At 33.9% G+C, this 19,897-nt stretch carries 28 protein-coding genes; 21 read left to right on the top strand and 7 right to left on the bottom strand.

Going from position 1 to position 19,897, the window contains the following annotated elements; all coding sequences use genetic code 11:
• Positions 1 to 64 precede the first annotated feature (64 nt).
• On the bottom strand, positions 65 to 1,123 hold the full coding sequence (gene ytvI, locus DS031_RS06640; protein WP_113805147.1) for a sporulation integral membrane protein YtvI: 1,059 nt from the start codon (positions 1,121 to 1,123) through the stop codon (positions 65 to 67).
• Positions 1,124 to 1,310: 187 nt separating this feature from the next.
• On the opposite strand from ytvI, the gene DS031_RS06635 reads away from it, so the two are divergent.
• A complete protein-coding gene (locus tag DS031_RS06635; protein ID WP_181833051.1) occupies positions 1,311 to 1,658 on the top strand; it encodes an Asp23/Gls24 family envelope stress response protein in 348 nt (115 codons plus the stop codon).
• 44 nt (positions 1,659 to 1,702) lie between these two features.
• Here the strand turns inward: DS031_RS06635 and DS031_RS06630 are convergent, their stop codons facing one another.
• Positions 1,703 to 2,059 carry a YugN family protein gene (locus DS031_RS06630; RefSeq protein ID WP_113805145.1) on the bottom strand — a complete coding sequence of 119 codons (357 nt, stop codon included), beginning with the start codon at positions 2,057 to 2,059 and terminating at the stop codon, positions 1,703 to 1,705.
• A 265-nt stretch (positions 2,060 to 2,324) separates the two neighbouring features.
• On the opposite strand from DS031_RS06630, the gene safA reads away from it, so the two are divergent.
• The 3 genes from safA to DS031_RS06615 all read left to right on the top strand — a co-directional run bounded on the left by safA (position 2,325) and on the right by DS031_RS06615 (position 4,621).
• Positions 2,325 to 2,915, top strand: a complete 591-nt coding sequence (gene safA / locus DS031_RS06625; protein ID WP_425451937.1) for a SafA/ExsA family spore coat assembly protein — start codon at positions 2,325 to 2,327, stop codon at positions 2,913 to 2,915.
• A 15-nt stretch (positions 2,916 to 2,930) separates the two neighbouring features.
• Positions 2,931 to 3,359, top strand: a complete 429-nt coding sequence (locus DS031_RS06620) for a CBS domain-containing protein (RefSeq protein WP_113805144.1) — start codon at positions 2,931 to 2,933, stop codon at positions 3,357 to 3,359.
• 269 nt (positions 3,360 to 3,628) lie between these two features.
• On the top strand, positions 3,629 to 4,621 hold the full coding sequence (locus DS031_RS06615; protein WP_113805143.1) for a CAP domain-containing protein: 993 nt from the start codon (positions 3,629 to 3,631) through the stop codon (positions 4,619 to 4,621).
• Positions 4,622 to 4,634: 13 nt separating this feature from the next.
• Here DS031_RS06615 and DS031_RS06610 read toward each other — a convergent pair whose 3' ends face one another.
• Complete coding sequence (locus DS031_RS06610; protein ID WP_113805142.1) at positions 4,635 to 5,162, bottom strand: PaaI family thioesterase; 528 nt, start codon at positions 5,160 to 5,162, stop codon at positions 4,635 to 4,637.
• Between the two features lie 126 nt (positions 5,163 to 5,288).
• Between DS031_RS06610 and ylbD the strand changes: the two genes are divergently transcribed.
• The 5 genes from ylbD to DS031_RS06585 all read left to right on the top strand — a co-directional run bounded on the left by ylbD (position 5,289) and on the right by DS031_RS06585 (position 7,422).
• Complete coding sequence (gene ylbD, locus DS031_RS06605; RefSeq protein WP_245947252.1) at positions 5,289 to 5,675, top strand: YlbD family protein; 387 nt, start codon at positions 5,289 to 5,291, stop codon at positions 5,673 to 5,675.
• A 15-nt stretch (positions 5,676 to 5,690) separates the two neighbouring features.
• Complete coding sequence (locus tag DS031_RS06600) at positions 5,691 to 5,927, top strand: YlbE-like family protein (protein ID WP_113805140.1); 237 nt, start codon at positions 5,691 to 5,693, stop codon at positions 5,925 to 5,927.
• Positions 5,928 to 6,013: 86 nt separating this feature from the next.
• Positions 6,014 to 6,436: a hypothetical protein gene (locus DS031_RS06595; protein WP_113805139.1), complete on the top strand. Its 423-nt coding sequence runs from the start codon at positions 6,014 to 6,016 to the stop codon at positions 6,434 to 6,436.
• Positions 6,437 to 6,589: 153 nt separating this feature from the next.
• Positions 6,590 to 7,030, top strand: a complete 441-nt coding sequence (locus DS031_RS06590) for a YlbF/YmcA family competence regulator (protein WP_113805138.1) — start codon at positions 6,590 to 6,592, stop codon at positions 7,028 to 7,030.
• 116 nt (positions 7,031 to 7,146) lie between these two features.
• Positions 7,147 to 7,422: a YlbG family protein gene (locus tag DS031_RS06585; RefSeq protein ID WP_113805137.1), complete on the top strand. Its 276-nt coding sequence runs from the start codon at positions 7,147 to 7,149 to the stop codon at positions 7,420 to 7,422.
• Between the two features lie 37 nt (positions 7,423 to 7,459).
• Here the strand turns inward: DS031_RS06585 and DS031_RS06580 are convergent, their stop codons facing one another.
• On the bottom strand, positions 7,460 to 7,849 hold the full coding sequence (locus tag DS031_RS06580; protein ID WP_113805136.1) for a DUF7147 family protein: 390 nt from the start codon (positions 7,847 to 7,849) through the stop codon (positions 7,460 to 7,462).
• A gap of 145 nt (positions 7,850 to 7,994) precedes the next feature.
• Here DS031_RS06580 and DS031_RS24410 point away from each other — a divergent pair, with 145 nt between their 5' ends.
• From DS031_RS24410 to coaD, 3 genes are all read left to right on the top strand, one after another.
• Positions 7,995 to 8,120, top strand: a complete 126-nt coding sequence (locus tag DS031_RS24410; protein ID WP_281269106.1) for a hypothetical protein — start codon at positions 7,995 to 7,997, stop codon at positions 8,118 to 8,120.
• Between the two features lie 150 nt (positions 8,121 to 8,270).
• Positions 8,271 to 8,831: a 16S rRNA (guanine(966)-N(2))-methyltransferase RsmD gene (rsmD, locus tag DS031_RS06575; RefSeq protein ID WP_113805135.1), complete on the top strand. Its 561-nt coding sequence runs from the start codon at positions 8,271 to 8,273 to the stop codon at positions 8,829 to 8,831.
• Between the two features lie 38 nt (positions 8,832 to 8,869).
• Complete coding sequence (gene coaD, locus DS031_RS06570) at positions 8,870 to 9,361, top strand: pantetheine-phosphate adenylyltransferase (RefSeq protein ID WP_113805134.1); 492 nt, start codon at positions 8,870 to 8,872, stop codon at positions 9,359 to 9,361.
• A gap of 14 nt (positions 9,362 to 9,375) precedes the next feature.
• On the opposite strand, the gene ylbJ is transcribed toward coaD, so the two are convergent.
• Positions 9,376 to 10,575, bottom strand: coding sequence for a sporulation integral membrane protein YlbJ (gene ylbJ, locus DS031_RS06565; RefSeq protein WP_181833050.1), 1,200 nt, complete (start codon positions 10,573 to 10,575; stop codon positions 9,376 to 9,378).
• A gap of 181 nt (positions 10,576 to 10,756) precedes the next feature.
• Here ylbJ and DS031_RS06560 point away from each other — a divergent pair, with 181 nt between their 5' ends.
• Positions 10,757 to 11,536, top strand: coding sequence for a patatin-like phospholipase family protein (locus tag DS031_RS06560; protein ID WP_113805132.1), 780 nt, complete (start codon positions 10,757 to 10,759; stop codon positions 11,534 to 11,536).
• Between the two features lie 2 nt (positions 11,537 to 11,538).
• A complete protein-coding gene (locus tag DS031_RS06555; RefSeq protein ID WP_245947250.1) occupies positions 11,539 to 12,588 on the top strand; it encodes a SepM family pheromone-processing serine protease in 1,050 nt (349 codons plus the stop codon).
• Positions 12,589 to 12,613: 25 nt separating this feature from the next.
• On the opposite strand, the gene DS031_RS06550 is transcribed toward DS031_RS06555, so the two are convergent.
• Positions 12,614 to 13,840, bottom strand: a complete 1,227-nt coding sequence (locus tag DS031_RS06550; RefSeq protein WP_113805131.1) for a nucleotidyltransferase — start codon at positions 13,838 to 13,840, stop codon at positions 12,614 to 12,616.
• 339 nt (positions 13,841 to 14,179) lie between these two features.
• On the opposite strand from DS031_RS06550, the gene DS031_RS06545 reads away from it, so the two are divergent.
• The 3 genes from DS031_RS06545 to DS031_RS06535 all read left to right on the top strand — a co-directional run bounded on the left by DS031_RS06545 (position 14,180) and on the right by DS031_RS06535 (position 15,754).
• A complete protein-coding gene (locus DS031_RS06545) occupies positions 14,180 to 14,698 on the top strand; it encodes a YceD family protein (RefSeq protein ID WP_113805130.1) in 519 nt (172 codons plus the stop codon).
• Positions 14,699 to 14,764: 66 nt separating this feature from the next.
• Positions 14,765 to 14,938, top strand: a complete 174-nt coding sequence (rpmF, locus tag DS031_RS06540) for a 50S ribosomal protein L32 (RefSeq protein WP_113805129.1) — start codon at positions 14,765 to 14,767, stop codon at positions 14,936 to 14,938.
• A gap of 198 nt (positions 14,939 to 15,136) precedes the next feature.
• Positions 15,137 to 15,754, top strand: a complete 618-nt coding sequence (locus DS031_RS06535) for an RsfA family transcriptional regulator (protein ID WP_181833049.1) — start codon at positions 15,137 to 15,139, stop codon at positions 15,752 to 15,754.
• A gap of 57 nt (positions 15,755 to 15,811) precedes the next feature.
• On the opposite strand, the gene DS031_RS06530 is transcribed toward DS031_RS06535, so the two are convergent.
• Positions 15,812 to 16,294 (bottom strand): N-acetyltransferase, encoded by a 483-nt coding sequence (locus tag DS031_RS06530; RefSeq protein WP_113805127.1) that lies wholly within the window; start codon positions 16,292 to 16,294, stop codon positions 15,812 to 15,814.
• Between the two features lie 232 nt (positions 16,295 to 16,526).
• On the opposite strand from DS031_RS06530, the gene DS031_RS06525 reads away from it, so the two are divergent.
• The 4 genes from DS031_RS06525 (at position 16,527) to DS031_RS24070 (ending at position 19,796) form a co-directional block, all read left to right on the top strand.
• A complete protein-coding gene (locus DS031_RS06525; protein WP_181833048.1) occupies positions 16,527 to 17,417 on the top strand; it encodes a 2-dehydropantoate 2-reductase in 891 nt (296 codons plus the stop codon).
• Between the two features lie 13 nt (positions 17,418 to 17,430).
• Positions 17,431 to 17,814 carry a DUF3397 domain-containing protein gene (locus tag DS031_RS06520; protein WP_113805125.1) on the top strand — a complete coding sequence of 128 codons (384 nt, stop codon included), beginning with the start codon at positions 17,431 to 17,433 and terminating at the stop codon, positions 17,812 to 17,814.
• Positions 17,815 to 17,904: 90 nt separating this feature from the next.
• Complete coding sequence (gene bshC / locus DS031_RS06515) at positions 17,905 to 19,530, top strand: bacillithiol biosynthesis cysteine-adding enzyme BshC (RefSeq protein ID WP_181833047.1); 1,626 nt, start codon at positions 17,905 to 17,907, stop codon at positions 19,528 to 19,530.
• 128 nt (positions 19,531 to 19,658) lie between these two features.
• Complete coding sequence (locus DS031_RS24070) at positions 19,659 to 19,796, top strand: division/cell wall cluster transcriptional repressor MraZ (RefSeq protein WP_245947248.1); 138 nt, start codon at positions 19,659 to 19,661, stop codon at positions 19,794 to 19,796.
• Positions 19,797 to 19,897: the final 101 nt, after the last annotated feature.

Raw genomic sequence — 19,897 nt, 5'->3', positions numbered from 1 at the left:
AATCAATAGAAATCACTAATATAGCGTTATATAAAAGCACCATCTGCTTAAGCAGATGGTGCTTTTATATTTTAAAGTTCAATTTAATAATCCCTGCTTCTTTAGCAGAATTAAAAATAATGAGCAGTAATGGTCCTACAACAAATCCAAGGATGCCAAGCAGTTTTAAGCCAATATACATCGAGATTAATGTAGAGAGAGGGGAAAGTCCAATTTGCTGACCCATCACTTTAGGTTCTACTGTACGACGGATGGTAAGGAGTATAAATGCTAAAATTAAAAGTTTTGTCCCGACTGCTACATCTCCAATAATAAACGCATAAATGGCCCAGGGGCCTAAGATGGCGATTGATCCTACAATAGGAATAAAATCAATAATCCAAATAATAAAAGACATCACTAATGCTACTTCTGGTTCAATTAAAAATAAGCCTACTAAAGATACGATAAAAATAATAATACTTACTAAAAACTGTGCTTTAAAAAAGCCAAATACAACATATGACATTCTAGATGCCATAAACTGCACTTTGTCCGCCGTTTTTGTGTGGAGATAAACAAAAGATTTTTCTTTAAGCAATGGCATTTCAAGTAAAAATAAAAACAATGCAATTAAATATACAATAAAGCTTACAAGATAATTAGGAATATCGGTTACAATTTTTGTAATATATCCTATATAATCAAGCTCCAGCAGTTGTGTTCTCGTTTTATTAAAGAAACTGTTGGCTTGATTATTAATTTCATTTACAAATTCAGGAGGAAAGCCTTTCAAGCTGGAATCAAAATCTTCTTGAAGTTCATACCATTTATTGCTGATTTCAATAATTAATTGTGGAGCATTTTCAATTAAATTAATGGCTTCCGTAATAACTTTTGTTACAATAAAGTATCCTGAGACACCTATTAAACATAAAAAAAGTAGGAATGTAATTAATACAGCTAGGTTGCGTTTTAGTTTTAATTGTTTTTGAAACATTTTAACAGCAGGTTCAAGGAATAAAGCTGTAAAAAAAGCAATCAAAAGAGGTAGTGATACAGGTAAAATAATCAATGCAGCTGCAATGATAACTGCTAGAATTAATAGAATAATAAATAAGCGTTTAGAAAAATATTTGGACAATGTTGAACCCCTTTCTAATACAACAACTACCCTCATTATAGTACGTCCTTTAATGATTGAACAGTGATATTTTTTATAATAGTACAGATCATAAATATAAAAATGGGAAGTGAAATTTCACCTTTCTCCTGCATATAATACTGTTAAAGGCGGAAGCGCTGCGGCGTGGAAAAGCGGAGGTGAATTTATGGTTGTGAAACATTTGTTAAATGACTCCATTCAAATCACCGATTATGTAATCGCATTGATTGCTGCAGAAGTAATTAAAGAAATACCGGCTATCCAGTTAGCAAGCGGAAATTTTCGAGAAGAAATCATGAATGCTGTTCATAAAAAGTATGCTGCAAAAGGAATTTATGTTTCCACAGCGTCTAGTTATGTAGACATAAAAGTTAGAACGGCTATTCAATATGGAGAAAATATTGCAGAAGTTTCTTATGCCCTGCAAAAGTTTATTAAAAAACAAGTTGAAAAAATTACAGGATTACAAGTGAAAAAAATTGATATTTTTGTTGAAAAAGTATTCTTTGAATAACATGCAAAAAAAAAAACGCATGAATGCATTCATGCGTTTTTTTGCTATTCAGCTTTTTGAATTTCTTCATATAACTGATTTAATTTTTGTTTACACGTATTTACAATATTACTCGGAAAATCTTCATCATATTCAACACCGTGTGGATAATAGTGTTTACCAACATATGGACTTCCTAGTTTGATTTGGGCGTGAGGCTGTTCTACTACACCTTCTACTGCTGCGCATGGTACACGTAAATAATAAACAGAACCAGTTGTCATATCTTCAAATTTAAAATCGTATGTAATACGCTCATAGTCCCATTGGCCAGCTCGTACAAAGCGAATGGATTCCATAATATGCTCTAATAATGAAAATTCAACAACCTTTCCTTCAAAACCGATGTTTTCAAATTTCAATATATTCCCTCCTCAATTCTCAAAGTAATTCCTTTCATAATCATAGTATGAAAGGGGGTGAGATGCAACGTATCAATAAAGTTTTTATAAAAAGGTCAGCCAACTATTATTGTAAAAAAAACTTTTGAAAAAGTCATTAGTGAAGTTCTTCAATTTCGTGAACTTTTACATAGAAGAATGAGTTATTTTTAATAAATTGGTTCAAACTAATGAGGAAAAGGAGGGAAATGATTTGAAGATGCAAAAATTTTTACTGGGCACGGTGATGCTCGTTGCTTTGTTTTGTTTACCTAACCTAACATCTGCTCAAGGACAAACTACATATACTGTCCAGTCAGGAGATTCCATGTGGAAAATTGCGGTTCGATACCAAGTGGGTTTATCTGAAATCATCGAAGCCAATCCTCACATTCAAAATCCTCGACTCATTTATCCAGGACAAAAGTTAACGATTCCGCTTTTTGATGAAGTTAAAAACATTGAACATCAAGTGATTCAACTAACAAACCAAGAAAGAGCAAAATATGGTTTGCCTGCTCTGAAACCTCATTGGGAACTTTCGAGGGTAGCTCGTTATAAATCAAACGACATGCGGGATAGAAATTATTTTTCTCATACGTCGCCCACCTATGGATCACCATTTACGATGATTAAGAATTTTGGCATTTCCTATCGTGCAGCTGGCGAAAATATTGCAATGGGTCAAACAAGTGCCCAAGCAGTTGTACAAGCATGGATGAGAAGTGAAGGACATCGTAAAAATATTCTAAGTCAAAATTATAATCATATTGGTGTGGGGTATGCTAAAGGTGGAAGCGGTCGATATTACTGGACACAAATGTTTATTTCACAATAAAAAGGAGGATAAACCATGGCTGTTTTAAAAGATATGATGACAAAAGAAGTTGATTACTGTACACCACTTGATAATGTTTATGAAGTGGCAGTTAAAATGAAAAATGATAATGTTGGAATTATTCCAATTTGTGAAAATGATCAAATTATTGGAGTAATTACGGATAGAGATATTGTCGTTCGCGGTGTAGCGGAACGTCATCCTGGCTCAACAAAAGTAACAGACGTTATGAGTGAAAAGCTTATTACTGGAACACCGGATATGAGTATTGAAGAAGCTGCAAACATAATGGCAGAACATCAAATTCGAAGGTTGCCAATAGTAGAAAATAACCGCCTTGTTGGCATTGTATCATTAGGTGATCTTGCAGTTAATCGTTCTTCAGCTGATGATGCTGGTCATGCATTAGAAGAAATTTCTGAGACTTCCCATCTGCAGCAATAATAAAAAGAGTCATTGAGATAAACTCAATGACTCTTTTTATTTATGAGGTTTGTCGATTTCATCGTGCCAACTTGTTTGTCAATCCATGGTTAAAAGCGTACGAAAAGACTACTTTGCATGTGGAAATCAACATCAATTTCACTATTGAACAGTATCTATTTATTCAAGAAGAGAGGAGAAAATAGAGAGAAACACGAATAAAAAGAGAGAGGGGAGGGAGAAGGATAAGAAAAAATATTTTTTTTGCATTAGTCTTAGGGAGTCTCTTTTTGTTTCCTTCCATAGTTTCAAAACTAAATATGTTAGATCATCAACAAGCACGAGGAAATAAAGCAGAGGATATTAATAAAGATGCAGTTTCTTCAGATGAGGAATTTCAGCCTTTATCTATTCATTTATTGATTGGTAAAAATGTGCAAAAAGTTTTAAAGGGTTACGGTCCTCCTCATAAAAAATTATTATCCACTTATAAATACGAATGGTGGATCTATAATGAAAACTATAATAGCTATATCCAATTCGGAGTAATAAATAACAAAATTGTAACGATATTGGCAGTTGGGAAAGATGTTAATACTTTTCCTGTTAAGATCGGTGAAAGTCGGTTAGATTTTGAAGAACAATTAAAAATAACGAATAAAGTAGTAATAGAAGAAAAAGCTAGCTATTATCGTTTTAATTTAACTGAAGAGGAGATGAAGGAACGTCCCTTGTTACAGGTAATCGATGGGATTTGGGGACAATTTTATTTTGACACAGTTACAAATCAACTTGTTGGTGTACGATATTTAAATAAGGATATATTGTTAATGCAGCGCCCCTATTCGTTAGTATATAGAGGTAAATTAATTGAGCCGCCTTTTCTTTCTGAAAAACAACGAAAAAGCATCGAATCGGGAGAAGAAGGACAAATTTTAGAATATACGAATATATTGAGAGAACGGTATGGCTTAACAAAATTGCAGTGGGATGAAGCTGCTGCCAATACTGCTTTCAATCATAGTAAAGAAATGAAAGAGTTGGATTACTTTTCTCATTTATCTCCTTTGTACGGAGGACTTGAAGAACGACTTGAACACGCTAATATTCATTATATACAAGCTGGTGAAAATATTGCAGCCCGATATGAAGACGGGTTTTCTGCGGTAGTAGGATGGCTAAATAGTGAAGGCCATCGCAAAACATTATTAAATAAAGAATTTACTCATTTAGGAGTAGGAGTATATGAAAAGTATTATACTCAAAATTTTATTAAACACTAAAAATGACTGGTCATTAGTCATTTTTAGTGTTTTTTGAATAGTCAGTACGAGTGACGATATAAAAGCTGCCAGTGGCAACTGCTGCAAGTTTACCTGAGTCATTGTATATTTTTGCTTCAGCTACCCAGAGCTGTTTTCCCTTATGAATAATAGCTGCCGTACACTTGAGAAACTTCCCTTTACCTGGGGCAAGATAGTTTATTTTAAGCTCTGTCGTAACCCCGCTTTTATTTTCAGGTAGAAGTTTTGAAATGTACGAACCCATAGCTGTATCAGCGAGTGTTGCAGTAATTCCGCCATGAACAATATCCAGCTTATTATAAATTAACGGTTGAATAGGAATGATAACTTCATAAGAATCATCCGATATTTGACTGGTCATTTGACACAGTGCATCTAAATAAGTAACATAGTGATTTTGCTGTTTTTGCTGCAATCCATTTAATATTTTTTCTGTTAATATTAACTCTTCATCGGTTGCTTTAGTTAAGAACTCTTTAAACTTTGCTGCTGTTTTTTCTTTTAATAAATGATTTTGCATATACGTTCACGCTCTCTTTTTTAGGTTAAAGGAAATAATTCCTTCTCATCTTATAAAAAATAGGCGAACGTTTCAATGGGCATCCCGGTACAATGTAGTAGGTGATAGAAACGGGAGGGAATAACTTTGTCCAAGGAGACCCTTGAATCATTTAAAAAATTTGTTAAAAGCCATCCAAAATTAATAAAAGAAGTACGTGGCGGTAATAAAACGTGGAAAGAAATTTATGAAGAATGGTATTTTCTCGGTGAAGAGGATGAAAAATGGAAAGCATATAAACAAAGCGGAGCTGAACATAAAGGAAAAAAAGAGAGCTCTGATACAAAGAGTGCCATGATGGATGGAGTGTTTTCAAAATTAAAAAATATGGATTTAAATGAAGTCCAAAAACATATTACACAAATTAGTGCAGCAATCGATCAAATTCAACAGCTCGTGCAGCAATTTCAGCCACAAAAACCAAAAGTCCCTTCTCAATCTTATCAGCAGCCATTTCATTACCGTCATGATTAATAGGTGGAGAGAAGGATGAGAAAAGAAATCATTCAATATTTAGATCAAAGACAAGATTTAAAGTATTTTATCCGTATTCATCCTGAATGGTATAAGCGTTTATCACGTAATCCTAATGACTTACAAGCTTTAGAGCGTGTGGCCAAACAATATTACAAAGGAACAATCCTACAAAAAGTAAATCGTTTTCAAGAGCAAATTCAAATGGCCCAAATGCTTTTAGGGATGTTAAGTATTTTAAAGGAAGAATAGCATTATTTTTTCTATCTCCTTCAATCGCTGTGGATAAAAAATCAGCAAATGTTGAAAACTAATCATAGCAAAAGGGGGTAGAAATGATGAAAAAAATAATGATACTAGCCTATTTACTAACAGTTTTAACAGGTTGTCAGCAATATAAAGATGAAGGAATCACGGTTTTACCTGTTAAAGAAACAATATTTAAAGAAATAGGAAAAGTTTCAGCGAATGAAAGAACATTAACTGTCCATCATAAGGTAAAAAGCAATAATGTTTATATAGAGTGTCTTGTACCGAATTTCTCATTTAAAGATCCAAAGGACAGAAAGCTAAAAGATGGGGAAGGATACATTAAAGTATCTGTAAATGGTACACATGTCACTGATATTTACAAAGCGGCATTTATTGTGAGAGGACTGCCGGTAGGAAAGCATGAAATAAAATTAGAAATCGTCCATAATGAAGATACGTCGTACGGTCTATCTAAAACATTTACAGCTGAAATAACAGAGAAGCCATAAATAAAGGCTTCTTTTTATTGTTTTTATAAGAGTTTTTTTGGAAGCAATGTTTTAGAGGTTTGTTGATTTAATTTTCCTTTTTAAAGTCAATGAAGAGCGTAACGACTATGAATGAATAGTCGAAAATGATACAATACAAGTGGAGGTGTTCATATGTTCGCCACATTAGATACAATTAACGTATTAGAACATGCAGAAAAACTAGGGAAGTATATTTCACAATCTGATATTGCGCACTATTATCAGGAGTGTAAAAATAAATTACAGCAAGATAAAGAGATACAAACAAGGATTCAAGAGTTTCAGAAATTAAAGGAGCACTATGAAGAAGTACAACGCTTTGGAAAGTATCATCCTAATTATTCGGAGGTTAGCACAAAAGTAAGAGTGCTGAAAAGAGAACTTGATTTAAATGAAACAATTGCTAACTTTAAAAAAGCAGAAAAAGAATTAGAAATGCTGCTCAATGAAATTAGCGGAATTGTAGCTCACAGTGTTTCTTCTTCCATAAAAGTACCGACGGGTAATCCATTTTTTGATAATAGGAGCTGCAGCGGAGGCTGCGGGTCTGGAGGATCGTGCGGCTGTAAATAAGAAATAGCTCCTTTTTAAGGAAGGGGTTCTAAAAAAAGAATAAAGAATGGTTATTGTGAGAAGTAAGGGAGTCATGCTAGACTAAAATTAAATTTATACGGTAAAGGGGAAGCGCTATGGTTGGCAACCGAATTGGTTTGGCTGTATGGCTTCATTCGCTTAAACAAGTAAAACAGTTACGAAAATATGGGAATATCTTATATGTTTCAAAAAAATCGAAATATGCTGTTCTATATTGTCAAATAGAACGTGCTGAAGAATTAATACAGAAATTAGAGTCCCTGCATTTTGTAAAAGCGGTTGAACCATCATTAAAACCTTTTATAAAGACAGAATATGAAAATTCAAGACCCGATAAAGCAAAGGAATATGATTATAAAATGGGATTGTAAGCCTTCAATTGAAGGCTTTTTATTATGTTTGCGCACCTTAACTAAGAGGTGCAATGAAGTGGTTCATTCTTAAAATTCCAATTAAATATTGGTAATAAAGAATATTTTCGTTAAATTGGTTTGACGGCTTTACAACAAGTTCTGTAATTGTTTTACCGCATTCTTTGCTTAACTGTTCAAATAAAGTATAGCGTTGGTTTGGTTTTTCATGAGGATTAGGAATGCCTTCTCGACAAATATATAACGGTTGAAAGTTTCCTGGAGAGACAGGTTCTAAAATAACAACAAGAGAAGTTACCTGCTGTTCATTTTTAATTGTATGTAATGCCAACAATTTAGCTAGACGATGCTGATTAGAGCGTGCAATTTCGATAAGCTCGTAAATATCTGAATATCCTTCTCCAAACTCAATAAACCTTTGAATCATATATTCTGCTCCTTTCTGTTTATCCATTGATAATGTAGCATAATATAAGCATAAATGAAAAGGATAAAGAAAATGAAGCTTCTGCTAAGTTATTATTTCTTAACATATAAAAAAACCCGTAAGTATTTACTTACGGGTGGCCCTCATGCAAATTATGCGTCAGGCAATGGGAGAGGAGAAACCGGAGGAAGAACTTATGGGGAAAAGTAAGCCTTCTCCGCGGTTGGCAACAACACCTCCTATGATGTTGTTATTTTTATTATCACCATGAAAGGGAATTCTATACGTTAAAAATAGACTGTTATATGCACTTAAACGAGAAACTTTGTTATAAATTGAAAATTCGTTTAAGTTTTTCTTTTTTTTATGGTAGGATAAATGAGAAATATACTGATATTACATAATAAGGTTGGGGTTTATTATGCGTGTAATTGCCGGAGAATGTAAAGGAAGAATGTTGAAACCGGTACCAGGTCATTCTACAAGACCGACAACTGATAAAGTAAGAGAGTCCATTTTTAATATGGTGGGTCCTTTTTTTGAAGGTGGCTTTGCTTTAGATCTTTATGGTGGAAGTGGAGCATTAGGAATTGAGGCGCTCAGTAGAGGAATAGAAAAGGTGATTTTTGTTGACCGAGATGCGAAAGCAATTTCTGTTATAAAAGAAAACCTCGCACAATTCGGTTACAATGAAAAAAGTGAAGTTTATCGCAACGACTCCTATCGAGCACTTAAGGCCTTAAAGAAGCGCGAATTATCATTTTCATTAATTTTATTAGATCCACCATATCATAAGCAAAAGTTGGAAAGAGATATTGAAACCATTTTAGATTTTGGCTTACTAAACAGGGATGGACAGCTTGTTGCTGAACATGGTGTTGAAGTAGAGCTTCCTGAAGAGATTGGAACACTAGAAAAGGTGAAATATGAATCTTACAGCGGTACAACAGCCGTTTCAATCTATCGGTTTAGCAATGAGTAAAAAAAGAAACCATTTTATTAAAGGGGGATTTATTAAGCATGGGGAAGATTGCGCTCTGTCCAGGTAGTTTTGATCCTGTGACAAGGGGACATTTAGATATTATTAAAAGAGCCTCAAAGGTTTTTAGTGAAGTTATTGTTTGTGTGTTTAACCATTCAAGTAAAAGTCCTTTGTTTACGGTGGAAGAACGTGTTGAACTGTTAAAAGAAGTAACAAAAGATCTGCCTAATGTAAAAGTAGATGCCTATCAAGGGCTGCTAATTGATTATGCAAAGGCTGTTGGCGCACAAGCTGTCATTCGCGGACTCCGAGCAGTTTCAGATTTTGAATATGAAATGCAAATCGCATCAATTAACCGAAAGCTTGATGAAGAAATTGAAACATTCTTTATGATGGCGAATAATCAATACTCTTTTTTAAGTTCTAGTATTGTAAAGGAAGTAGCAAAATATGAAGCAATTGTTAGTGACCTTGTGCCGGAAGTTGTAGAAGAAGCACTGCGCAAAAAATATGCAATACCCCGTGATTAATGGGGTATTGTTTTTTATTTTATGAGTGATTTTGTCTGATAATAAATAAAAAATAATAGAGAGAACAGGGTAATAAATGGCCCTATTGAAATAGCTAACAGCCATATTTCACCTATTAGGGAAGAGGGGTTACTATTTAAAAATACAGGGATTTCTTGCGCCTGCTTTTGAATATAAAGAGGTTTCCAAAAAAGCAAAGTAAAAAGCGCTGCAAAACAGCCGTGAAAGATCCTTGCAATGAAAAATGGTTGGAAACGAATGTCGGTATCAGCGAGGATGCTGGCAACTTGAGCTTGAACAGAAAAACCGCTGAAAGCGAGAATAAAGCTTGTAATAATAACTTGAGAAAGAAGTGAACTGCTTTCAGTTTCACTTGCCATTCGACTTCCTAATGTAATTTCAAATAATCCTGATAAAAACGGTAAGCTTAGCTCAGTTGGGATATGAAATGGAATAAAAAGCAATGAGATAATATATGAAAGAGACTGAGCAATATGGACTACACTTAAAATTTTGTTTAAAACGGAAAAAATAATAATAAATCCACCAATCATTAACAATGTTTGGATAGAGTGGTTCACTGAATCACCAAGAAGTTTACCAATCGGTCGATATTCCCGTCTTCTTGTTTGATAAAGAGCAGAAAATGCCTTTCGAATTGAAGGTAAATGGTAGTCATGGGGTTGAGCCTTTTGCGTTTCTTTTCCATGAAAACGCATGATAAATCCAACACATATATTTCCTAAATAATGGGCAGTCATTAATAATAAACCAAGTGCAGCATCTCCAAAAAATCCAACAGCAATAGCGCCGCTCATAAATAATGGATTGGATGAATTCGTAAATGAAACAAGCCTTTCAGCTTCAATAACTGATAATTGCCCTTCTTGTCTAAGGCGAGCAGTAAATTTAGCACCAGCAGGAAATCCAGATGCAAGACCCATAGCCCAAACGAACCCGCCCACACCAGGCACACGAAAAATTGGTCTCATAAATGGCTCTAATAAAATTCCTATAAAACTAACTACACCTAGTCCAATCAGCATTTCTGACACAATAAAAAATGGAAGCAGTGAAGGAAATACAATTTCCCACCACATTGTAAGACCTCGAAGTGAAGCGCCAAACACTTCTTTAGGGTAAATGATAATTGAGATAGCAATAAACGTTACCAATAGGGCTAGAAAAATTGTATTACGATGGGCTGCATTCAAAGCAAGATCCCCCTTAACAAATAACAGTCCTTTCTTTTGCATATAGCTTAAAAGAAAAGGTTTTTTCTTTTATCCAGTTTTCGTATTACAATATACGTAAAGGTTGTCTTATTTAGACCATAGGAATTTGAGCTCTTACACTTTTGCAATGTTAGTTTGTTTAAACAAATGGGGTGGGAGAATGGATCCGAAAATAGGATTAGCATTAGGCTCAGGTGGTGCAAGAGGATTTGCGCATATTGGGGTTTTAAGAGCGTTAACTGAAGCAAAGATACCGATACATTTTATTGCCGGAAGCAGCATGGGAGCGTTAATTGGAGCATTGTTTAGTGTTGGTCATTCAGTTGATATATTAGAAAAAATGGCATTAAGCTTTAGAAGAAAATATTATTTAGATTTTACAGTACCGAAAATGGGATTTATTTCAGGCAATAAAGTAAAGGAGCTTGTGCATCTTTTGACACATGGAAAAATGATTGAAGACTTATCGCCTCCACTTGCGATTGTGACAACAGATTTGTTAAAAGGTGAAAAAGTTATTTTGAATAAAGGGTCTATTAGTGATGCTGTCAGAGCCAGCATATCGATACCAGGCATTTTTGTTCCTGAAAAAGTGGACGGTCGACTGTTAATCGATGGAGGGGTCATTGACAGAGTACCTGTTTCAGTTGTAAAAGAGATGGGAGCGGATATTGTTATTGCGGTGGATGTATCAAATGTAAATACAGACGCTTCTTTAACATCAATTATTGATGTAATTTTACAAAGCATTGATATTATGCAGCAGGAGATGGTAAGGTTTCATGAAATTAAGGCTGATGTTATGATTCGACCTTTAGTAAAACAATATAGTTCGAAGGCTTTTACAAATACAGCAGATATTATTAAAGCAGGTGAAAATGAAGCACAACAAATGCTTGTACACATAAAAAAAGCGATTAGAAGTTGGAAGGGGACGTAGTAGTGACTTATTCAAATAAAAATCAGTATATGAAGCAAAGTTTATGGTTCGTTTTCATGATAATCATCTTTCTTTCACTTACTTTTATAAAACTCCCTTATTATATAACGCAGCCTGGTGAAGCCCAAGTGTTAGGCGAGATGATTGAAGTAACAAATGGTTATAAGGAAGAGGGAGACTTTATGCTCACAACAGTGAGTGTTGGAGAAGCAAATATTATCCAATATATGTTTGCCTCATTCAATGATTATCATGAACTTATCCCGCTCAATCATATTCGTCGCCCTGATGAAAATGAAGATGAATACCATGAGAGACAGCTCCAGATGATGACAGGTTCACAAGATGCTGCAAAAATAGTAGCGTATGAAAAAGCAGGTAAGTCTTTAAAAGTGACATATGAGGGAGTAATGGTGACAGGGCTAATTTCAGAAATGCCTGCTGCAGAACAATTAAAATTAGGTGATATTATTATTGAGGCTGACGGAATGCCTATAAACAAAGCAGAAACATTAATTGACTACTTAAAAAATAAGGAAAAAGGTGAAAAAATTAATCTAGTCATTGAAAGAGAAAAGAAGAAATTAGAAAAATGGATAACTGTAGCTTCATTTCCAGATACTTATCAAACAATCCCTGAAGATAAAGTGGGAGTAGGAATTACAACGTTAACAAAGCGCAGCATTGTAACAAAGCCGGAAGTAGATTTCGATACGAATGGAATTGGAGGTCCATCAGCAGGGCTTATGTTTACGCTTGAAATATTTAATCAATTAACAGAAATAGATTGGACAAAAGGATATAAAATCGCTGGAACAGGTGAAATGAATGAAGATGGATCAGTAGGATCAATTGGGGGGATTCAGCAAAAGATCGTAGCTGCCGACCAGTCAGGAGCTGATATTTTTTTTGCACCTGTTGAAAATCAAAATTATGAAGATGCATTAGAGGCAAAAAATGATATTGATACAAATATGAAAATAGTTCCTGTAGAAACATTTGAAGATGCGCTTAATTATTTAAAACAGCTTTCAAAAAAACAAGGCGCTTAAGTTGAGCCGCCTTGTTTTTGGTTAGTTAATGGGGAGTATCTAGACGAATGGGAGGAGTAGAATACTCAGTATATAATTGTTTTGTTTGCAAAGGGCTGGGTAATCCCAAGGTGTATGTATGAGAAGCTTTTTGATCCAAGGATAATAACGGATTTTTAAGTTTTGCAACAGTTGAAATGAGTGGTAAATCAATCTCCTTTTTAATCTTATTTAAATATTGCTGCCCGTTTTGACTCATTCCTAACAATCTTAAATAAGGGGCTTTTTTCGTTTCTAGAGCAAATTGCATGTCTTCTTTTTTTGCATTTGTCAAAATATGCGTACATATCCGCTGTAAACGTGTCCATGTATAACGCTTTGTTTTTAGTTTTTCCATAAAATCATAGAAGGTATGAGAAGCTTTTACGATTTCAATCATGCGATTTTCAATCCCCTCTTCTACCTCGTATATTTCTTTAAATTCTTCATTTGTACCCGTTAACAATTTGTATTTAAGATAAGAAAAATAATGCTCCCAATGCTGAAATTGCTTGTACTCTTTAAAATAAGAATTCAATATGTGATAGGTGCTTTCAGGAACATATTGGTAGATCGAATGCAGCGATTGATCTTCAAGTAAACGTTTTCGAATTGAAGTGGCGCTTGCAATGGATTCATGGGTTGATTCCTTATCGTGATAACCTGCATGAATGCGTTTAATTGCTGCTGCTTTCATTGAGCTTTTTTGTTCCTTTATGGCTTTAAGATAATGAAAACCTAAAATATTATTTGGTTGACTGAGATCTAATACGTCGGGATTTGGGTTAAGTGTGTGAAAAGCTAATGAAACAGCTTTCGGGTAGCTGTGACCTTGTTTGATAAAGGTTCTAATTTTTTCATTATAAAGTATAGTATGCTCGTCTAGAAACTTTATTGTATGTTTAAAAGAATCTATGTCCCCGTCTTCACTGCCAAAGCATAATTCATCAACAAATAGGTTATTTAATATTGAGACAGCACCGTGTGCAAAAATCTCAGCTTTTTGTGTAGAAAATGCATAGGGAAGTTCAATAACAATATCAGCACCTCCTCTTAAAGCCATTTCTGCTCGAGCCCATTTAGAAACAAGTGCTGGTTCTCCCCTTTGAAGAAAATAGCCGCTCATTACTGCAATAATAACATTTGCCCCTGTTTGCTTCTTTGATTGCTGTAAATGATAAAAGTGACCATTATGAAAAGGATTATGTTCGACAATAACGCCAACTGCTTTCACTTAATTAAACCTCTCCTTTATGAATAGCTAAAAGATACTATCATTATACAAGATTACTCGTCTTATATACATCATGATCCATTTGCAATTTGTTTAAAACAATGTTATGTGTTAAAGTATTATCAATTAATAGCTTGATACGTGATATAGTGCTTTGTTGAGTTAATCTTAATAATGCTGTACAGTCTATATGCTTTATAAATTAATAAATACAGGGAAATATAAGCGATAAAAGGCGTTGAAAGAAAAGAGTAAGTCAATAAATGAAGTGTAAAGAAAAAATATTGACATTTTAGTTTTTCACCGCTATAATTACACTTGTTGCTTTGAGGTGATAGTATGAAATGGTCAATTGAGCAGTTAAAACGGTTAAAAGCTCAAGGAATTAAACTTGATGAAACAGTTGATGTTAATGACTTAACAAAAGTCAATCGTGATATTCGCAGTATTTCTCCTATCCATATTACAGGGGAAGCAGACTTTTATTCGAATGCTGTCTCATTCCGTTTACAAATAGTTGGAAGTATGATTCTTCCATGTTCCAAAACATTAGTAGATGTGGATTTTCCGTTTTCCATTCAAACAATTGAGACATTCCAATTAGAAAGTGGAAATGTAGAATGGGAAGAAGAAGCAGATGAACAGATTCATCAAGTGGAAGGAAATACAGTAGATCTTTTACCGGCAATCAAGGAAAGTATTCTACTTGAAGTTCCAATGAGAGTTGTTAGTCCGAATGCAGAAGCAGCACAATCAGGAAAAGGGTGGGAAGTTGTTTCTGAAAAGCAAAAGAAAGACCAAGTCGACCCAAGGCTCGCTGATTTAGCAAAGTTTTTTGAGAAAAATGAAAACCGTTAATAATGGAAGATCCGCCTAAGGGCCTTCATTCCATATAATTTCAAACTCTTTAAGGAGGTGGAACTGATGGCAGTACCTTTTAGAAGAACATCTAAAAAAGTTAAAAGACAACGTCGTACTCATTTTAAATTACAAGTACCTGGCATGGTAAAATGCTCTAATTGCGGAGAGTACAAATTAGCTCACCGTGTATGTAAAGAGTGTGGATCATACAAAGGTTCAGAAGTAGTAAGCAAATAGTAATAATGGAAGAGCAGAGAGAAGTTTCTCTCTGCTTTTTTGTGTTTAAAACAGCTAAAAAGAGTGTGTAGATAATTGTTCTTTATCTTTTTCTTTTTCTTTACGATTGCAAATGAGGTATTCTATGTTTTCTATTAAATGCATACTTATTTAATAAACGAGAGAATGTTCAATGCTTTATGTAAAGGAGGGATTAGAGTGAATTCAGTACGTCAAGATGCTTGGAATTCAGATGAAGATATGGTATTGGCTGAAATGGTTCTGCGTCATATTAGAGAAGGAAGTACCCAACTTGAAGCATTTAAGGAAGTGGCTGAACAGTTATCAAGAACACCTGCAGCTTGCGGCTTTCGATGGAACTCCCTTATTCGGAAGAGCTATCAAAGTGCAATTGAGATTGCTAAGCAGCAGCGTAAAGAATTAAAAAAGCAGCAAGTAACGGATGAAATAAGTAATGAAATAAAAGAAGAGCAAAAAAGTTTCTCTAACGAAAACGATCATAACAATGCAATTAAAATGGTTGATGTTATTTCTTATTTGAAACTTCTACAAAAAGAGCAAAAACAGCTTGATATAATAAAAAAAGAAAATGCTAGATTAACGAAAGAAGTGGAAGAATTAAAAACGAATAACGGGGCCCTAAACAAAGAGCTTCAGCTTATTAATGAAAAGTATCAAACTGTTCGAGAAGATTATAAGGCATTAATTTCTATAATGGAAAGAGCCAGGAAAATGATTGTGTTTGAAGGAGAAGATAATGAAAATATTACTTTTCATATGGATTTAAACGGAAACTTAGAGAAGGTAAAAAAATAAAGTCCCTAAGAAATGAAGGACTTTAAAAATAAGTATATGATTGTATTGAACGTTAGTTTAGTAAGGATCTTGTTCAGAAACACCTTCAGGATACCAAACATAAGGGTTTTCACCACGGTCACGTGTTGGATTATAAGTGACCGCTTCAAAACCTTGCTTTTCCCAAAATTCTTTTGAACCTTGACGAGCATTTGTTTTGATTGGAAGGTTGAGTGTTTTTGCAAAATTAACGAGTGAACTTCCATACCCACGTCCTCGATATTGAGGGAGTACTTCAAGTTTCCATAATTCATAATAATCTTGGGCAGGCTCAAAGTAACGGTCATATTTATGGTCAATTCGATATAAGCTCATTCTTGCAACAAGCTTATCTCCATAATAAATTCCATAAAAAGGAGACTCACTGTCGTTTTCAATAATATTCTCTTGTAATTCATCAAGCATAGAAAGTTCTTGAATACCGTATTCTTTAAATTTCTTAAACTCTTCTAATGTTTTGAAATTTACTAGTAACCTTTGGACAATATTTTCTTCAATCATTGTATACCCTCCCTAATACCGCTTCACCTTTATTATATAATAAATTTTTAAATTTTTCTGCATTATTTCTTCATTCTTATCTTCATTTCTGAAAAGATCCATGATGATTACTGATATGATATCATCCCTTTCATTAAAATGATGAAAGGGATTTTGTTGTTTTATATAGTCCAATTGGTCTAATATAAAATTATAATAAAAGTGAACAGGTTAGAGGAAAGGAGTTTTTTTGTTGAAAATATCTATTATAGGAGGAGGTTCAATCGGGCTTCTGTGCAGTGCGTACTTTTGCTCACTTGGAGAAGAGGTTACTTTGTATACAAGGAGAGAGGAGCAGGCAAGTGAAATTGTATCAAAGGGATTAACCCTTTATAAAAATAGAGAGAGTCATCATTTTTCAATCAATGCTTCACCAATTTCAGAGTTTCGTTCACACGGGGGACTCGTAATATTAGCTGTTAAGCAATATCAGCTTGAAGAAGTATTAAAGGAGATAAGTATTAAATTAGAAAAAGGAACGTTACTGTTTTTACAAAATGGCATGGGACATCTTTCCTTATTGGACAAGTTAACAAAGTATAATGTATTAATTGGTATTGTAGAGCATGGCGCTTTGAAAACTTCTGATTATGAAGTAATTCATACAGGAGAAGGTACATTGAAAGTTGCTTTGTATAGGGGTAAAGACCCTTATTTTAATACCTCTCTGGAAACATTTAATAAAAATGGATTTCCTATTGAAAAGGTGGAGGATTGGTATGAAATCATGGCAAATAAACTAGTTGTAAATGCGGTTATCAATCCTCTTACAGCTTTATATCGCGTAAAAAATGGCGAATTATTAAAAAACCCCTATTTTCTTCATAATATGAAGTTATTATTTAATGAAGCAGTAAGTGTTCTTGAGGTAAATCGTCATCAGCTGTGGAGCACCGTAGAAATGATTTGTAAAAAAACTGCAGAAAATCGTTCTTCCATGCTTTGCGATATTGAAAAAGGTTATACAACTGAAATTGATGCTATTAGTGGCTACATACTTGCTGAAGCAAATAGACAAAATAGGACGCTTTCTTTAACAAGTTTTCTTTACAAAAGCATTAAAGGTATAGAAATAATGAAATGAGGTGAAAACAATGATGGGAAATATAATAGCTTCTTTAATTGCAACTTTTGTAACACTTCCATTATTAGGATGGATTGTATGTTATGCATTATCACTAAAAATTACAAAGGATAAAAAGAAAGCATTTAAAATTTCTGTGGATTTTACTACCTTTTTATTAATTATTGCCTGCCATTATTTACTTTATGAAATAAGCGGAAAATCTTTTTTATGGGTTATTATTATTACACTTATTTTAACTGGAGTATTATTTAGTTTCCTGCATTGGAAAACAAAAGAGGAATTGAAATTCTTTAAAATAATGAAAGGGGTTTGGCGGTTTAACTTTTTGCTTTTTAGTATTAGTTATCTGCTGTTATTAATGTTGGGGTTAACTCATCGTATTTCCGTTATTTAAATTTGTAAGCAACTTCTTTTCCGCAGCCGTAAAATTTTGCTATACTACTCAGAGAGAAAAATGATTGCAAAAGAAGAAAGGAAGAACGATATGAAAATGTATGAATGTACTCTTCCTCAAACTAATAGATTAGCTTTTGACTATCTTGCTGACAAACAGCTCGTTCGAGAACTATTTGATTATCATTACCGAACAAAGGATACGTATAAAAAGCGTCAGGAAGAGCTGCAAAAGCGGCAGTTTCCAAGAAGGGAACTTGTTACCCACTTAAAACAATTTAATAAACAGTTTGCTCCTCATGAGAAGACATTAATAAATATTGAAAAACTTACAAATGAAAATTCTCTTGTTGTAATTGGGGGGCAGCAAGCAGGACTTCTTACAGGGCCGCTCTATACGATACATAAAGCAATATCGATTATCCAACTTGCTAAGAAACAAGAAAAAGAGTTAGGTATTCCTGTTATTCCAGTATTTTGGATTGCTGGAGAAGATCATGATTTTGATGAAATCAATCATATTTTTGTATCAGATGAAATGAAAAATAAGAAAGTTTCAATTTCCCAAACACAAACAACAAAACAAACAATGTCGCAAATGAAAATGGATAAGATAAAGGTCCGGAAATGGATCGACATGGTTCTTTACTATTTTGGAGAAACTAATTATACGAATGGACTAGCAGACAGTTTATACATAAAAATAGAGCAGTCGGAAACATTTGTTGACTTTTTTGCTCACCTTATGACTGAACTTTTTAGTAAGTTCGGATTAGTTCTTGTAGATTCAGGGGATAAAGACTTAAGAAAAATTGAAAGCTCTTTATTTAATGAAATCATTACGCATAACCCCTCTCTTCAACAATGTGTCAATGAGCAGTTAGATTATGTTAAAGCTTTAGGCTATGAAAAACCAATTGAAACAGATAAAAACAATGCTCATTTGTTCTATCATCATGAGGAGCAGCGGATCTTACTATATCAAAATGAAAACAGTGAATTTTATGGTAAAAACAATGAGTGTTTATTTAGTAAAAAAGAGTTAAAAAATATGGCATTGTATTTCCCAGAAAAATTAAGCAATAACGTGATTACTCGTCCGCTTATGCAGGATTATTTATTTCCTACTGTTGCTTTTGTTGCAGGTCCAGGAGAAATTGCTTATTGGGGAATATTAAAAAAAGCTTTTCACCTTTTTAATATGAAGGTACCTCCTGTTGTGCCTCGTTTAAATATTACCTTTGTTGATCGAACAGTTGAGAAGCACCTGCAGGAATTAAACATCCCGTTAGAAGAAGTCCTTGTACATGGAACAAAAGCGAAAAAACAAAATTGGTTTAATCAAAAGAAGCAGTGGGATGTTGAAGAGGTGAGTGAAAAAACAAAACAGCAAATTGATGAGGTTCATCAGTCATTTCGTCTTTTAGCGGTTGATGTCGATCCCTCGTTAAAAAAATTGGCAGAGAAAAATATAACGATTATTCAAAATCAAGTAGGTTTTCTTGAAAAAAAAATTCACTCTACAATTGAGAAGCGCTATAAAAATGAATTAAATAAATTTGATGCTGTCGAAATGGCCCTTCATCCAGATAACGGATTACAGGAACGCAAGTGGAATATTTATTATTATTTAAATGAGTATGGCAGCGATTTAATAGATCGTCTTCTTGAAATGGATTATCAGTTTAACGACAAACATAAAATCATATTTTTATAAGAAAAAAAGTCCTGCATTGACGGCAGGATTTTTTTTTATGGACACGAATACTATTTTTAGTGGTGAAAAGTGGGGGGATGTGGTAAATTTAAAAAGGAATGTGAGGTAAGTGGTGAAGGGCCTTATTCATGGGGGAATATCGGCATAATAGTGAGAATAAAGGAAGATTAATTATTCCTGTTAAGTTCCGCGATGAATTGGGCTCTTCGTTTTGTTTGACTCGAAGGTTAGATCACTGTGTCTTTGGTTATCCTTTAAAGGAATAGAACCTATTAGAATAAAAGCGCAAAGTATGATCGGTTATGAACAAGGATGTAAAAGCGTTTATAAGGTTCTTTTTTCTAATGCTTAAAAAGTGTTAACTCGA

Origin of the sequence: Bacillus taeanensis, from assembly GCF_003318295.1 — a bacterium.
Classification (GTDB): Bacteria; Bacillota; Bacilli; order Bacillales; family UBA6769; genus Maribacillus; species Maribacillus taeanensis.
This window is presented reverse-complemented; position numbering and strand designations above follow the sequence as displayed.

Excerpts from the sequence above, each read along its gene's own strand:
- DS031_RS06580 (WP_113805136.1), bottom strand. The coding sequence starts at position 7,849 with ATGATTCAAAGGTTTATTGAGTTTGGAGAAGGATATTCAGATATTTAC.
- DS031_RS06635 (WP_181833051.1), top strand. The coding sequence starts at position 1,311 with ATGGTTGTGAAACATTTGTTAAATGACTCCATTCAAATCACCGATTAT.
- DS031_RS24410 (WP_281269106.1), top strand. The coding sequence starts at position 7,995 with ATGCAAATTATGCGTCAGGCAATGGGAGAGGAGAAACCGGAGGAAGAA.
- DS031_RS06520 (WP_113805125.1), top strand. The coding sequence starts at position 17,431 with ATGGGAAATATAATAGCTTCTTTAATTGCAACTTTTGTAACACTTCCA.
- DS031_RS06560 (WP_113805132.1), top strand. The coding sequence starts at position 10,757 with ATGGATCCGAAAATAGGATTAGCATTAGGCTCAGGTGGTGCAAGAGGA.
- safA (WP_425451937.1), top strand. The coding sequence starts at position 2,325 with ATGCTCGTTGCTTTGTTTTGTTTACCTAACCTAACATCTGCTCAAGGA.
- rsmD (WP_113805135.1), top strand. The coding sequence starts at position 8,271 with ATGCGTGTAATTGCCGGAGAATGTAAAGGAAGAATGTTGAAACCGGTA.
- DS031_RS06595 (WP_113805139.1), top strand. The coding sequence starts at position 6,014 with ATGAAAAAAATAATGATACTAGCCTATTTACTAACAGTTTTAACAGGT.
- DS031_RS06530 (WP_113805127.1), bottom strand. The coding sequence starts at position 16,294 with ATGATTGAAGAAAATATTGTCCAAAGGTTACTAGTAAATTTCAAAACA.
- DS031_RS06600 (WP_113805140.1), top strand. The coding sequence starts at position 5,691 with ATGAGAAAAGAAATCATTCAATATTTAGATCAAAGACAAGATTTAAAG.
- DS031_RS06545 (WP_113805130.1), top strand. The coding sequence starts at position 14,180 with ATGAAATGGTCAATTGAGCAGTTAAAACGGTTAAAAGCTCAAGGAATT.
- coaD (WP_113805134.1), top strand. The coding sequence starts at position 8,870 with ATGGGGAAGATTGCGCTCTGTCCAGGTAGTTTTGATCCTGTGACAAGG.
- DS031_RS24070 (WP_245947248.1), top strand. The coding sequence starts at position 19,659 with ATGGGGGAATATCGGCATAATAGTGAGAATAAAGGAAGATTAATTATT.
- rpmF (WP_113805129.1), top strand. The coding sequence starts at position 14,765 with ATGGCAGTACCTTTTAGAAGAACATCTAAAAAAGTTAAAAGACAACGT.
- DS031_RS06620 (WP_113805144.1), top strand. The coding sequence starts at position 2,931 with ATGGCTGTTTTAAAAGATATGATGACAAAAGAAGTTGATTACTGTACA.
- DS031_RS06610 (WP_113805142.1), bottom strand. The coding sequence starts at position 5,162 with ATGCAAAATCATTTATTAAAAGAAAAAACAGCAGCAAAGTTTAAAGAG.
- bshC (WP_181833047.1), top strand. The coding sequence starts at position 17,905 with ATGAAAATGTATGAATGTACTCTTCCTCAAACTAATAGATTAGCTTTT.
- DS031_RS06590 (WP_113805138.1), top strand. The coding sequence starts at position 6,590 with ATGTTCGCCACATTAGATACAATTAACGTATTAGAACATGCAGAAAAA.
- DS031_RS06585 (WP_113805137.1), top strand. The coding sequence starts at position 7,147 with ATGGTTGGCAACCGAATTGGTTTGGCTGTATGGCTTCATTCGCTTAAA.